This window comes from Embleya sp. NBC_00888, from assembly GCF_045207655.1.
Lineage (GTDB): Bacteria > Actinomycetota > Actinomycetes > Streptomycetales > Streptomycetaceae > Embleya.
On record NZ_CP108784.1, the window covers coordinates 6,069,775 to 6,082,451 of the forward strand.

At 72.1% G+C, this 12,677-nt stretch carries 11 protein-coding genes, 1 other RNA gene and 1 pseudogene; 7 read left to right on the forward strand and 6 right to left on the reverse strand.

Annotated features, from left to right (window positions below; genetic code table 11):
- Nucleotides 1-67 precede the first annotated feature (67 nt).
- Nucleotides 68-835 (reverse strand): SDR family NAD(P)-dependent oxidoreductase, encoded by a 768-nt coding sequence (locus OG948_RS25970; RefSeq protein ID WP_406300341.1) that lies wholly within the window; start codon nucleotides 833-835, stop codon nucleotides 68-70.
- A 155-nt stretch (nucleotides 836-990) separates the two neighbouring features.
- A complete protein-coding gene (locus OG948_RS25975) occupies nucleotides 991-2,298 on the reverse strand; it encodes a PASTA domain-containing protein (protein WP_406298758.1) in 1,308 nt (435 codons plus the stop codon).
- Between the two features lie 166 nt (nucleotides 2,299-2,464).
- Here OG948_RS25975 and OG948_RS25980 point away from each other — a divergent pair, with 166 nt between their 5' ends.
- The 3 genes from OG948_RS25980 (at nucleotide 2,465) to OG948_RS25990 (ending at nucleotide 5,320) form a co-directional block, all read left to right on the forward strand.
- The gene (locus OG948_RS25980) at nucleotides 2,465-3,292 is read left to right on the forward strand and encodes a Nif3-like dinuclear metal center hexameric protein (RefSeq protein WP_406298759.1); all 828 of its coding nucleotides are present in this window, start codon (nucleotides 2,465-2,467) and stop codon (nucleotides 3,290-3,292) included.
- A 136-nt stretch (nucleotides 3,293-3,428) separates the two neighbouring features.
- On the forward strand, nucleotides 3,429-4,172 hold the full coding sequence (locus tag OG948_RS25985; protein WP_402229627.1) for a zinc ribbon domain-containing protein: 744 nt from the start codon (nucleotides 3,429-3,431) through the stop codon (nucleotides 4,170-4,172).
- A complete protein-coding gene (locus OG948_RS25990) occupies nucleotides 4,169-5,320 on the forward strand; it encodes a bifunctional RNase H/acid phosphatase (protein WP_406298760.1) in 1,152 nt (383 codons plus the stop codon). Before OG948_RS25985 ends, OG948_RS25990 begins: the two co-directional genes overlap by 4 nt.
- 264 nt (nucleotides 5,321-5,584) lie before the next feature.
- On the opposite strand, the gene rnpB is transcribed toward OG948_RS25990, so the two are convergent.
- An RNA gene (rnpB, locus tag OG948_RS25995) (RNase P RNA component class A) lies at nucleotides 5,585-5,994 on the reverse strand.
- Between the two features lie 101 nt (nucleotides 5,995-6,095).
- Nucleotides 6,096-7,463: pseudogene (locus tag OG948_RS26000) on the reverse strand (RNB domain-containing ribonuclease); the annotation flags it as partial.
- Nucleotides 7,464-7,613: 150 nt separating this feature from the next.
- Here OG948_RS26000 and yaaA point away from each other — a divergent pair.
- From yaaA to OG948_RS26020, 4 genes are all read left to right on the forward strand, one after another.
- Complete coding sequence (yaaA, locus tag OG948_RS26005; protein WP_406298761.1) at nucleotides 7,614-8,411, forward strand: peroxide stress protein YaaA; 798 nt, start codon at nucleotides 7,614-7,616, stop codon at nucleotides 8,409-8,411.
- Between the two features lie 176 nt (nucleotides 8,412-8,587).
- Nucleotides 8,588-9,280, forward strand: a complete 693-nt coding sequence (locus OG948_RS26010; RefSeq protein WP_406298762.1) for a DUF732 domain-containing protein — start codon at nucleotides 8,588-8,590, stop codon at nucleotides 9,278-9,280.
- 144 nt (nucleotides 9,281-9,424) lie between these two features.
- Entirely contained in the window at nucleotides 9,425-9,661 is a 237-nt protein-coding gene (locus OG948_RS26015; RefSeq protein ID WP_395869604.1) for a chaplin, read from the forward strand.
- A 285-nt stretch (nucleotides 9,662-9,946) separates the two neighbouring features.
- Nucleotides 9,947-10,636, forward strand: coding sequence for a bifunctional DNA primase/polymerase (locus OG948_RS26020; protein WP_406298763.1), 690 nt, complete (start codon nucleotides 9,947-9,949; stop codon nucleotides 10,634-10,636).
- Between the two features lie 29 nt (nucleotides 10,637-10,665).
- Here the strand turns inward: OG948_RS26020 and OG948_RS26025 are convergent, their stop codons facing one another.
- The gene (locus OG948_RS26025; RefSeq protein WP_406298764.1) at nucleotides 10,666-11,625 is read right to left on the reverse strand and encodes a hypothetical protein; all 960 of its coding nucleotides are present in this window, start codon (nucleotides 11,623-11,625) and stop codon (nucleotides 10,666-10,668) included.
- Nucleotides 11,626-11,747: 122 nt separating this feature from the next.
- Complete coding sequence (map, locus tag OG948_RS26030) at nucleotides 11,748-12,596, reverse strand: type I methionyl aminopeptidase (protein ID WP_406298765.1); 849 nt, start codon at nucleotides 12,594-12,596, stop codon at nucleotides 11,748-11,750.
- Nucleotides 12,597-12,677: the final 81 nt, after the last annotated feature.

Sequence of the window (12,677 nt, forward strand, 5' to 3'; positions counted from 1 at the left end):
TGGGGCGGACATGCCGACCGTCTGCGCCGACCGGCGCGATGATCGTCCTGATTGATGCCGATTCCCACTACTTCGGCTGAAAGCGAATCCCGCCGTCGAGCCGGATCACCTCGGCGTTGAGGTAACTGTTGGTGAGCAACTCGTACGCAAGCGAGGCGAACTCGTCCGGGACGCCCATGCGCTTGGGGAACAGCACCTGCTGCCCGAGGGTGTCCTTGACCGCCTGCGGTGCGGCGGCGAACAGCGCGGTGTCCATCGTGCCGGGCGCGATCGTGTTGACCCGCACGCCGATCGCGGACAGGTCGCGCGCGACGGGCAGCGTCATGCCGGCCACGCCGGCCTTGGACGCGCCGTACGCGGCCTGGCCGATCTGCCCGTCGAAGGCGGCCACCGACGCGGCGCACACGATCGCGCCGCGCTCGCCGTCCGCCTGCGGCGAGGCGCTCGCCATCGCGGCGGCGGCGAGCCGGACCGCGTTGAAGGTGCCGATCAGGTTGAGCCGGACGATGAACTCGAAGGCGGCGAGCGGGTGCGGCGTGCCGTCCCGGGCCACCGTGCGGGCGCCCATCCCGGTGCCGGCGCACGAGACCAGCGCGCGCAGCGGCGCGACGGCGACCGCCGCGTCCACCGCGGCCTGCATCTGCTCCTCGTTCGTGACGTCGGTCGCCACGAAGACGGCGCCGGCGCCGATCTCGGCGGCGACCGCCTTGCCCCGCTCCTCGTTCTTGTCCGCGATCACCACCGAGGTGCCGCCGGCCGCGAGTCGGCGGGCGGTCGCCTCGCCGAGCCCGGAGGCCCCGCCGGTGACGATCGCGGACGCGCCTGTGAGGTCCAGCATGAGCGTTCTCCCCTCGCCTGTTCTTGACTGAGGCAAGCTATTGCATGGAGAGGGGAGGCGACCAGAGGACCTGACGGTAAGTCAGTTCCGCTGGGCGCGGCGGGCCGGCATGGATCGTGTGCGGTGCGCGGGCCCCGGTCGTCCGCCGTGCGTCAGCCCGGGCCGGTCTCGGTCGCGCGCGGGGCCACGCTCACCGCCACGGTCGTGCCGATCGCCACCACCTCGCCCGAACCCGGAGTCGAGCCGGTGACCACGTCGCTCCGGGAGGCCCCGGCGGGCAGCCCGATGTTCAGGCGGGCGTTCTTCAGCGCCGTGGTCGCGTCGGCGACGGTCAGGCCGGACAGCGGCGGGACCGTGGTCGTCACCGGAGCCGACGACGAGGCGGGATCGGTGGGCCTGATCGTGATCGGCGGCCGGGTGACCGGCGGCGTGGTCCGAACCCCGGACATCGTCACCACGATCTCCGCCTTGTCCCGGTCCACCTTCTTCCCGGCCGCCGGGTCGGTGGAGGCGATCGTGCCGCCGGTGCCCTTGACGACGCCGCGAAAACCCTTCTCCCGCAGCAGCGCGACGCCCTGCGCCTCGGTCATCCCGACCACGTTCGGCACGGTCAGCTTCCCGGGCGCGCCGGTGCTCGGCGAGGCCGAGTCGGACACGTCGGGCGTGCTGGTCACCGGCGCCTCGGTGGTCGGCACGGCGGCCGGGGAGGACGCGGCCGAGGACCCCGCCGACCCCGTCGGGTCGGTCTTGGCCGCCGGCTTCTTGTCGTCCGAGCCCGCCATCGCCATGCCGATCAGCAGCGCCGCGACGATCGCGGCCACCGTCGCGGCCACGGCGCCGGCGATCCTGGTCCGCCGCTTGCCGCCCCGACGCTCACGATCGTCGTGGTAGGGATCCACCGGTGCGCCGCCCGGTCGCCGACCACCATCCGGGTCGCGGTCCATGGACACCACCCGCACCGAGAACGGCGCGCACGCGGACACCCGCATGTCCCGGGCGGACACCACCCGCACCGGGACCTCGCTCTCCTCGACCACCCGGGACACCGGTTCGAAGGCGCTGCCACCACTGTCCGCGCCCACCTCGCCCAGGCCGAACATCCCGCTCGGCGCGACCTGGTCCTCGATGTCCGGGGGCACCGTGTACACGATCGTCCAGATCCGGGTCTCGCCCGGATACACATCGGGCGCGCCGGGGCGGTCCAGGCCGATCCGCCGGCCGACGTCCCGGGGCAGTTCGGGGTCGTAGCGGTCCGGCGCGCTGCCCGCGTTGCGCAGGGTCAGCGTCACCATCACCGTCTCGCCGGCAGCCGCGGTGATCCGACGAGGTTCGCACCATGCCTGGACCGCGCAGGCCGGATCGCCCATGCGCTGGCCGTGCAGGTCGGTGCCGCATTGTTCGCCCGGGCAGTACGCGTCCGTCTCCAGATAGGACGTACCGCACAGCAGACAGTGCACCATCGTCGTCCCCCTCGTCGGTCGTACGACAGTGCGAGCCTGCCTACCGCACAAACGCTTCGGATGGGACCGAGTTCACACAATCCGGGGGTGCTCCGGTGCGCTGCGTCACCGTCCGCCCCGGATGCCCGAATCCGGGGCGGCGACCTCGGAGCGGTAACCTCCCTTCGTGCCCAAGCTCTCCGACGTCGTCAGCGCCCTCGAACGGATCTACCACCCCGAGTGGGCCGAATCCTGGGACGCGGTGGGGCTGGTCTGTGGCGATCCGGACGCCGAGGTGCGCTCGGTGATGTTCGCCGTGGACCCGACCCGGGCGGTCGCCGACGAGGCGCTCGCCCGCGGCGCCGACCTCCTGGTCACCCACCACCCGCTGTTCCTGCGCGGAGTGCACTCGGTCGCCGCGACCGGTTTCAAGGGGCGCGTCGTGCATGCGCTGATCACCGGCGGCTGCGCCTTGCACGTCGCGCACACCAACGCCGACTCGGCCGCCCCCGGCGTCTCGGACGCGCTCGCCGCCGCGCTCGGACTGACCGTCACCGCCCCGCTCGACCCGGCCCCGGCCGACCCGAGCGAGTGCCGGGGCATCGGCCGGATCGGCGAGTTGGCCGCCGCCGAGACGCTCGCCGCGTTCGCCGCCCGGGCCGCCCGGGCGCTGCCCGCCACCGCGACCGGCCTGCGGGTGGCCGGCGACCCGGACCGCCTGGTGCGCACCGTCGCGGTGTGCGGCGGCGCGGGCGACAGCCTCTTCGACGCGGTCCGCCGCAGCGGCGCCGACGTCTACGTCACCGCCGACCTGCGCCACCACCCGGCCTCGGAGGCGCTGGAACACGGCGGCCCCGCGCTGCTGGACGCCCCACACTGGGCCACCGAGTGGCCGTGGTTGGCGTACGCGGCCGAGGAACTGACCCGTGCGCTCGCCGCGACCGGTACTACGGTGGAAACCCACGTGTCGGAACTAGTCACGGACCCGTGGACGTTCCACACACCGCACCGCTGAGCGCCGTGACGACGCGCGTGTGGCCCGATCGGCCCGACCGTCGTCCGCAACACCCGAAGCCACCCACCGAAACGCAACGGGTGGGCGGGTGGGAAGCAATCTCCCGCCCACCCGAGCCGCATCCAAGGAGCCCCCGCTGAACGCCGCGCCCGCCGACCAGCTCCGCCTGCTCGACCTCCAGGCCCTCGACTCGCGAATCGACCTGCTCGCCCACAAGAAGCGCACGCTGCCGGAGAACGAGGAGATCGACCGCCTCGGCTCCCGGCTCGCCCGGTTGCGCGACCTCGTGGTCGCGGGCGAGACCGAGGAGAGCGACGCGGCCCGCGACCAGACCAAGGCCGAGCAGGACGTCGACCAGGTCCGCAAGCGCGCCGAACGCGACCAGCAGCGACTGGACTCGGGCCACGTCACCTCGCCCAAGGACCTGGAGAACCTCCAGCGCGAGGTGGCCTCGCTCGCCAAGCGCCAGGGTGACCTCGAAGAGGTCGTCCTGGAGGTGATGGAACGCCGCGAGGACATCCAGGGCCGGCTGGCCAAGCTGGTCGCCGAGCGGGACGAGGCGCAGGCCGCGCGCGACGCCGCCGAGTCCCGGCGGGCCGCCGCCGAGGCGGAGATCGACACCGAGGTGAGCGCCACCACCAAGCAGCGCGCGGTGATCGCGGCGGCGATCCCGGCCGACCTGATGAAGCTGTACGAGCGCATCCGCGAGCAGTCGCACGGCGTGGCCGTGGCCCCGCTGTTCCAGCGCCGCTGCGAGGGGTGTCGGCTGGAGCTGGGGATCACCGACCTCGGCGCGATCCGGGCGGCCGCGCCGGACGCGATCGTGCGCTGCGAGAACTGCCGGCGCATCCTCGTCCGCACGGCCGAGTCGGGCCTGTGAGGCTCGTCGTCGAGGCCGACGGCGGTTCCCGGGGCAACCCGGGGCCGGCGGCCTACGGTGCGCTGGTGCGCGACGCCGAGACCGGCGAGGTGCTGCACGAGGTGGCCGAGGCGATCGGCGTGGCCACCAACAACGTGGCCGAGTACCGCGGTCTGATCGCCGGCCTGGGCGCGGCGCACGCGATCGACCCGACGGCGACCGTCGAGGTGCGGGCCGACTCCAAGCTCGTGGTCGAGCAGATGTCGGGCCGCTGGAAGATCAAGCACGCCGACATGCGCGACCTGGCGACCAAGGCCCGGGGCATCCACCCGCCCGGGCAGGTCACCTACACGTGGATCCCGCGGGAGCAGAACAAGCACGCCGACCGGCTGGCCAACGAGGCGATGGACGCGGCGGCCAAGGGCCGGGCCTGGACCCCGCAGGAGTCCACCGCGTTCGCCACGCCCCGGACCCCGGAGCCGGTGGTCGAGGAACCGATCACCACCAAGGTCCGCCCGACCGCCCCCGGTTGGGGCCCGGACCTGGGTCGCCCGACCACGCTGGTGCTGTTGCGACACGGCGAGACGGTGCTCACCCCGCAGAAGCGCTTCTCCGGCACCGGCGCCGACCCGGACCTGTCCGAGCGCGGTCGTTGGCAGGCCGCGCGCGCGGCCGAGGCATTCGCCGAGCGCGGCACGATCGAGGCGATCGTGTCCTCGCCGCTGGGTCGCTGCCGGCAGACCGCGGAGGCGGTCGCACAACGACTGGGCCTGAAGGTGCGCGAGGAACCCGGCTTCCGGGAGACCGACTTCGGCGCGTGGGAGGGACTCACCTTCGCCGAGGCGCGCGAGCAGACCCCGGACGCCCTCGACGCGTGGCTGACCTCGGCGGACGCGGCCCCACCCGGTGGCGAGAGCTTCACCGAGGTGGCCCGCCGGGTGGAGGTGGCCCGGGACAAGACGATCGCCCGGCACCCCGGCAGGACCGTGCTCGTGGTCACCCACGTGACGCCGATCAAGACGCTGGTACGGATCGCGCTCGGCGCCCCGCCGGAGTCGATGTTCCGGATGGAACTGTCCGCCGCGGCGATCAGCGCGGTCCAGTGGTGGTCGGACGGCAACGCGTCGCTGCGAGTGTTCAACGAGACCGCGCACCTGCGCGGCGCCTGACATCGGGCGGCGTGGTCGAACAAAGGTTTGACGGCGCCGCCCGATGTGTGGCATAGTCGGAAGCGCCTTCAGCGTGCCCGCCAGTGGAATCCGGGCGGACCACGCGGAGGACCAAACTTCCGAAAGCCCCGAGCCTGGGTTCAGGCCGGGGCTTTCGTCTTTGCCCGGCCGGCCCCGGACGGCTCGTCACGGCCGGCCCGACGCCTCCCACGACACCGACCGGCGAGCCGCGTCGGCGGGGGAGGGGCGAGAAAAAGGAGACGACGGATGAGTCGGCCTCTACGCCGGGTTCTGTCTCCCGGGAGCCTTGCGGCGCCCGGGGAGGCGGCCATCCATCTACGACTGCCGTTGCCGACAGCCTCCAGCGGTCTACCCGCGAACTCGGGCGGGCCGCCCTCGAACGTTCGCGCAGAGCACGTGTGACGGTGCTCCTCTTGACCTTGCTCCGGGTGGGGTTTACCTAGCCGCCCGAGTCACCTCGGGCGCTGGTGGTCTCTTACACCACCGTTTCACCCTTACCGATCGTCCGAGGACGTCGGCGGTCTGTTTTCTGTGGCACTGTCCCGCGGGTCGCCCCGGGTCGGTGTTACCGACCACCCTGCCCTGTGGAGCCCGGACGTTCCTCGGCGGAACCCTCCGAGGAGGAATCCCGACGCGGCCGCCCGGCCGACTCATCCGTCGTGCCCGCCATCCTAGCGGGTGCGCCCGGCGCCTTCGCCGGGGCGAACCGCACCCTGCGCCGGGCGTCGTCGGCCTCGGTCAACCGGACCCGGACCCGCTCGCCCAGGCCCAGACCCGGCCCGTCGAAGCGGGCCCGCACGGCGGGTTCGGCGAGTTGTACCGTCCCGCCGTCGCCGCGCTCGTTCAGGTCCACCACCACCGCGTCGAACTCGTCGCCGACGTGGTCGGCGAGCACGACCGCCTCGACCAGGGAGACCGCCTCGCGCTCGACCTCGTGCGCCCGCCGATCGCCGGTCTCCATCGCCTTCGGCAACTCGTGCAGCCGGGCACCCACCCAGTCCGGCACGTCGGTGCCCGCGACCAGGGACACGCAGATCTCGCCCGCGTACCGGTCGACCAGCCGCCGCAGCGGCGCGGTCACGTGCGCGTACTCGTCGGCGACCGCCGCGTGCCCGGCCTGCTCCGGGACCCCGGCGTCGAACGCGGTGTAGCCCGCTCCGCGCAGCAGACCGGTGGCCTCCTGGAGGAACGCCGCGTGCCGCGGGTTGTCCGGATCGAGCGAGCGGATCACCGCGCCGTACGTGTCGCCGTCGGGCCACGCCACATCGAGCGCGCGGCCGACCCGGCGGACCTGGGCCAGCGCCTCCGGCGCCGGTTCGGGCAGCGTGCGCAGGATGCCGACGCCCGCGTAGGTCATCAGGTCGGCGGCGGCGATCCCGGTCAGCAGGGAGATCTGCGCGTTCCAGCCCTCGGCCGGGATCGGCGCCCGGTATTCCAGGCGCCAGGTGTCGCCGTCCTCGACGATCTCCTGCTCCGGGATCGGCAGGCTCACCCCGCCCCGTTCGCTCTCCAACGTCTCGCGCAGCATGCCGATCTCGGCGAGCAGCGCCAACGGCTCCTCGGCGGTGCCCGCCTCGATCGCGCGCTGCACCTGGGGATAGTCGAACCGGGCCCGGCTGCGCACCATCGCGCGAAAGACGTCGGTGCCGGTCAGGTCGCCGGATTCGTCCAGGTCGAGCACCCACACCAGCGCGGGCCGGTCCGACCCCGGCAGCAGGCTGGCCGCCGCCTCGGACAGGATCGGCGGATGCAACGGGATGCGCTCGTCCGGCAGGTAGAGCGTCTCCACCCGGCGCATGGTCTCCGCGTCCAGCGCGCCGCCGGGGGTGACCCAGGCGGCGACGTCGGCGATCGCGTAGTGCACCCGATAGCCGCTGTCCCGACGAGTCAGGTGCATCGCCTGGTCCAGGTCCAGCGACTCGGCCGGATCGATGGTCAGGAACGGCAGTTCGGTCAGATCCCGGCGGGTCAGGCTCGGCCCGCGCCGGGCGGCCGCCTCCGCCTCCGCCGACACCTCGCGGGAGAACGGGCCGGGCAGCCCGAGGTCCGCACGCAGGCGGGTGAAACCGGCGCGAAGGCGATCACCGTCCGCGGACCTGATGTGGAGATGGCGACGAGGCACGGGTCGAGCTTAGGAAAGATCGGCTGCGGTGCGAAGGACTTCACCGGCTTTTCGCCCGCGCGCCCGGAGCCGCTGCGTCATGATCGGCCCGACTCCTCCCCATAAACTTGATCGACCCCCTTTCCGCCCGCGCCGCTTGGAGTCCCGCCCGTGCTCGTGTTGTTGCCGCCCTCCGAGGGCAAGGCCGCTGCGGGGACGGGCCCCGCGCTCGATCTCGCGGGCCTTTCGATGCCGGAACTGAACTCCGTGCGGCGGCAGGTGCTCGACTCGCTGATCACGCTGTGCGAGGGCGACGAGCTCAAGGCGCTGGAGGTGCTCGGGCTGGGTCCGAAGCTGCGCGGCGAGGTGCTGCGCAACCTGGACCTGCGCGAGGCGCCCGCGCTGACGGTGGCCGCGCTGTACACCGGTGTGCTCTACGACGCGCTGGACCTGCCCTCGCTCACCGGCGCGGCGGCGGCGCGCGCGGCGGGTTCGATCCTGGTGTTCTCCGGCCTGTGGGGGGCGTTGCGGCCGACCGACCGGGTGCCGCCGTACCGCTGCTCGATGGGTGTGCGGCTGCCCGGCATCGGCGCACTCGCGGGTCAGTGGCGCGCCGCGATGGCCCCGGTGCTGCCCAGGCTCGCGGGCGAGGAACTGGTCCTGGACCTGCGGTCGGCGGCGTACGGCGCGGCCTGGAAGCCGACCGGCGCGGTGGCCGAGCGGACCGCGACGGTACGGGTGTTGCACGAGCGGATCGTGGACGGTGTCGCCAAGCGCTCGGTGGTGAGCCACTTCAACAAGGCGACCAAGGGCCGGGTGACCCGGGACCTGCTGGTCTCCGGCGCCGAACCGCGCAACCCGGCCGAACTGGCCGACGCGCTGCGCGCACTGGGGTGGACCGTGGAGACGGCCGAACCGAAGCAGGGGGGCACACCCTGGGCGCTGGACATCGTGGTCGCCGCGGTCTGAGTACGGTCGGCATGTGTGCGATTGCGATCGAAAGAAGACTCGCCTTGACAAATGAGGAGAGCTTCATGATCCTTACGCTTCCTCCGCGGGCCAAAAACCAAGCATTTCGTCCTACTTTTGGATGATCCGTGCGCCGTGCTCGACGGAGGCGACGATCCGACATCCATGGGGGATGAGTGAGTTACCCGCCGCCGCCCGGCCAGGACCCGAACCAGCCGTACGGCCAGCCCCAATACGGCCAACAGCCGTACCCGGGGCAGCAGCAGCCCGGCCAGTACGGCCAACCGCAGTACCCGCCGGGTCAGCCGGGCCAGTACGGCCCGCCGCAATACCCGGGCGGCTACCCGCAGGGCGCCGGCTACCCGCCCCAGCCCGGCCGCAGCCGCAAGGGCCTGTGGATCGGCGTCTCGGTGGTCGCGGTGCTCGCGATCGTCGGCGTGATCGTCGCGGTCGGTATGTCCGGTGACGACGACAAGAAGAGCTCGGCGTCCTCGACGTCCTCGGCGAGCGCGTCGACCGGCTCGAAGTCCGGATCGGCGACGCCGTCGACCAAGCCGACCAAGCGCGTCACGTCGCCCGACCCCACCGAGGACGAGGACTCGCCGTCGCTCCCGGGCGGAGGCGGCGGACTCGGCGAGGACAACTTCCTCACCACGGTGCACACGCTCATCCCGGGCACCAAGTCGAAGCCGGACGCCGAACTCGTCGCCCAGGGCAAGCAGGCGTGCTCGGACCTCAAGTCCGGGAAGACCCTGGTCGAGAGCGCGATGAAGGTGACCGCGGTGAGCGCGGTGCAGGAGAAGGGCATGCTCGTGGGCGGCGCGATCGCGGCGTTCTGCCCGGACCAGTCCGGCAAGGTCGGGCGCTGACCCCCGATTTCGCCGGCGGCACCATGCTCCCGCAGTGAACGAGTGAATCTCGCCGGCCGCGCGTTTCCGCCCACCCACCACGTCGTTGACCAGCGTGCCGAACCTGGTCGGCACGTTACGTGGAGGAACAACGCTGTGACGAACATGAAGAAGATCGCCGCCGTGGCGGCCATGGCCGGTGGCATCGCGGCCATGGGCGCCGGCGTGGCGACCGCGAGCGCCGAGTCCGAGGGCGCGGCGGTCGAGTCGCCGGGTGTCGCCTCCGGCAACCAGATCGCCGGCGACCTGCACGTCCCGGTCAACATCTGCGGGAACACGGTCGACATCCTGATCGCCGTGCTCAACCCGACGTTCGGCAACACCTGCGTCAACGCGGGCTGATCCACGCGCCGCGGCCCGCCGCCGGCGCGACCGCCCCGTTCCCGACATTCGGGAACGGGGCGGTCGTCGTTGCGGGCGGCGCACCGAACCGAAGCGATCCGCGATGTACATTTCTCGCGGGTTCGCGGTGTCGTACCGGTGCTTTTCCGATCACCTGCGAACCCGGTCGGCATATCGACTCGGGCGACCCGCGATGATGGGGATTGCCCGGGCCGGTCTTCCGCGTTGTATACGCAGAGGCGCCGTGTGGGGCGCGTACGAAACGCACGCGGAAGAAGGGGTTCCATGGAGCGAATGGGCAGAATGGCCGGATGGCTGCGCCGTCGACCGCGTGAGGATCCGGACACCGTTCGCGACCGGCGGGCCGGACTGCTCATGGACCTGGTCGAGCGCGGCTGGCCCGTCTGTCCGGCGGCGCACCCGGTGGGCTTCGGCTGTTCCTGTGACCGGGTCGGCTGTCCGGCGCCGGGCATGCACCCGGTCTCGTTCGCGTGGCAGACCCAGGCGTCCACCGACCCGGTCCAGGTGGCGCGCTGGCTGGAGTTGTATCCGGAGGCCAACTTCGTCACCGCCACCGGCGCGGGCCACGACGTGTTGGACGTACCCGCGCGGGCGGGCGAGATCGCCCTCGCGGTCTTCGCCGAGCAGGGCATCGAGATCGGTCCGGTGGCCTCCTGCGGCCCCGAACGCACGCTGTTCTTCACCGCGACCCGCGGCACTCCCGCCGACGAGGACGAATGGTGGCCGTGCGAGTTGGACTGCCATCCCGAGACGCTGGACGCGCATCCGGGCCTGCGCTGGCACTGCCGGGGCAGCTATGTGCTGGTCCCCTCCGCAGAGCACCCCTCGGGGCAGCAGGTGCGCTGGATCCGGGGCCCCGAACTGCCGCTGCCCGACCCGCTGCGGGTGCTGGACGTGCTCACCGACGCGTGCGACACGGTGGGCGCGACCGCCGGCGACGTGCGCTGGATGTAGCCCGGCCCGCCCACCCCGGCGCCGGCGGATCACTCGCCGTCGGCGCCGACCAGGCCGTACATCCAGCCGACGAGTTGCACCTTGCCGCCCGCCTTGGGGACCACCGCGACGTACTCGGAGAGCCGGTGCTCGGTGACCGCCCTGGTCGGCTTGCCGGTCAGGAAGGTCAGGGTCGAGGGGTCCACGTCGCCCAGCCGGCGCGGCGGTTGCACGGTCAGCTTGACGCTGTGCTGGAGCGCGAAGAGCACCAGCGCGCCGCCGTCCTTCGTGCGCAGCGCGAGCGGCGGGAACTGGTTCGCCGCGCCGTCCACGGTCTGCCGCACGAAACCCTCACCGATCGGCTCTTCGCGCTGCTTGCGCAACTGTGCGGTGTACGGGTCGGGCCCGAACAACTCGGCGCGGGTCTTGCCGTCCTTGAGGAACTCGGTGAGCGCGGGCGCCAGTTCGCCGGGCGCGGCGGCCAGTCCGGCGGCGTTCGGGGCGACCGGTTCGAGGTAGCCGTCCGCGTCCCGGCGCAGTTCGGGCAACGGGCTCTGCAGGGTCGGGCCCCACGCGGCCTGCCAGACCGCGTCCGGGTTCGCCTTGACGAACACGAGCAACTGCGGCTTGGCGTTGTTGAAGTTCGGCGTGCTGTGCACGGCGAACCACTTGGGCCAGCCGATCACCTTGGGGATCAGGAACTCGGGCCGCTCGTGCTTGATCGGGGCCTTGCCCAGATTGCCGCGCGGGTCGGTGAAGCTCAGGATCTTCAGACCGGCCTGGTCGAGCGCGCCGAGCGAACCGGTCTCCACCCGCGCGTTGAGCGGGAGGTCGCGGTTCGCGTAGGCCTGGTTGTTCTGCACCTCGTAGTCGTGCAGCACCTTGCCGGCCTCGTGCCGGTCCAGGGCCTCGACGGGCGTCGTGGAGCCGTGGACGGCGACACAGCCGGTGGCGGTGAGCGCCGTCACGAGCAGAGCGGCGGCCGTGGCCACCGCGCGGGATATGCGCATCGGTACTCGGCACTCTTCCAGGGGAGCGGGCAGGAGGAGATCTCGCGAAACCTTACTGCCCGCGCCCGGTGCCGCACCGCTCCCGCCCGGTGTCGACCACGACCACACGGGAGCGCACGAAGCTACGCGACGGTCAGGACCTCGGCGCCGGTGTCGGTGACGACCAGGGTGTGCTCGAACTGCGCGGTGCGCTTGCGGTCCTTGGTGACCACGGTCCAGCCGTCGTCCCACATGTCGTAGTCGTAGCTGCCCAGGGTCAGCATCGGCTCGATGGTGAAGGTCATCCCGGGCTCCATCACGGTGGTCGCCCGCTCGTCGTCGTAGTGCGGGATGATCAGCCCGGAGTGGAACGAGCTGTTGATGCCGTGGCCGGTGAAGTCGCGGACCACGCCGTAGCCGAAGCGCTTCGCGTAGGACTCGATGACCCGGCCGATCACGTTGATCTGGCGCCCGGGCCGGACCGCCTTGATGCCCCGGTTCAGCGCCTCGCGGGTGCGCTCGACGAGCAGCTTCGACTCCTCGTCCACGTCGCCGACCGGGTAGGTCGCGTCGGTGTCGCCGTGCACGCCGCCGATGAACACGGTGACGTCGATGTTGACGATGTCACCGTCGTTCAGGCGCGTGGTGTCCGGGATGCCGTGGCAGATCACCTCGTTGATCGAGGTGCAGATGGTCTTGGGGAAGCCCCGGTAGCCCAGGCAGGACGGATAGGCGTGGTGGTCCAGGACGTACTCGTGGGCGACCCGGTCCAACTCGTCGGTGGTCACGCCCGGTGCGATGTGCGCGGCGGCGGCCTCCATCGCGCCCGCCGCGATCCGGCCCGCGACGCGCATGCGCTCGATCGTCTCGGCGTCCTGCACCTCGGGCCCCGTGTACGGGGTCGGCGCCGGCTTCCCGACATACTCCGGCCGCGGGATGTCGGCGGGAACAGAGCGGATGGGGGTTGCCTTACCGGGTACGAGAATCGCCATAACCAGCGAGTGTAGCCGGCGCCGCGACCGAGGCATCGATCGATACGACGGATACGACCGGATACGACGGACAGCAGCTCG

Coding starts and splice junctions, on each gene's coding strand:
- OG948_RS25975 (WP_406298758.1), bottom strand. CDS start 2,298: ATGGTGCACTGTCTGCTGTGCGGTACGTCCTATCTGGAGACGGACGCG.
- OG948_RS26015 (WP_395869604.1), top strand. CDS start 9,425: ATGAAGAAGATCGCCGCCGTGGCGGCCATGGCCGGTGGCATCGCGGCC.
- OG948_RS26020 (WP_406298763.1), top strand. CDS start 9,947: ATGGAGCGAATGGGCAGAATGGCCGGATGGCTGCGCCGTCGACCGCGT.
- OG948_RS26025 (WP_406298764.1), bottom strand. CDS start 11,625: ATGCGCATATCCCGCGCGGTGGCCACGGCCGCCGCTCTGCTCGTGACG.
- map (WP_406298765.1), bottom strand. CDS start 12,596: ATGGCGATTCTCGTACCCGGTAAGGCAACCCCCATCCGCTCTGTTCCC.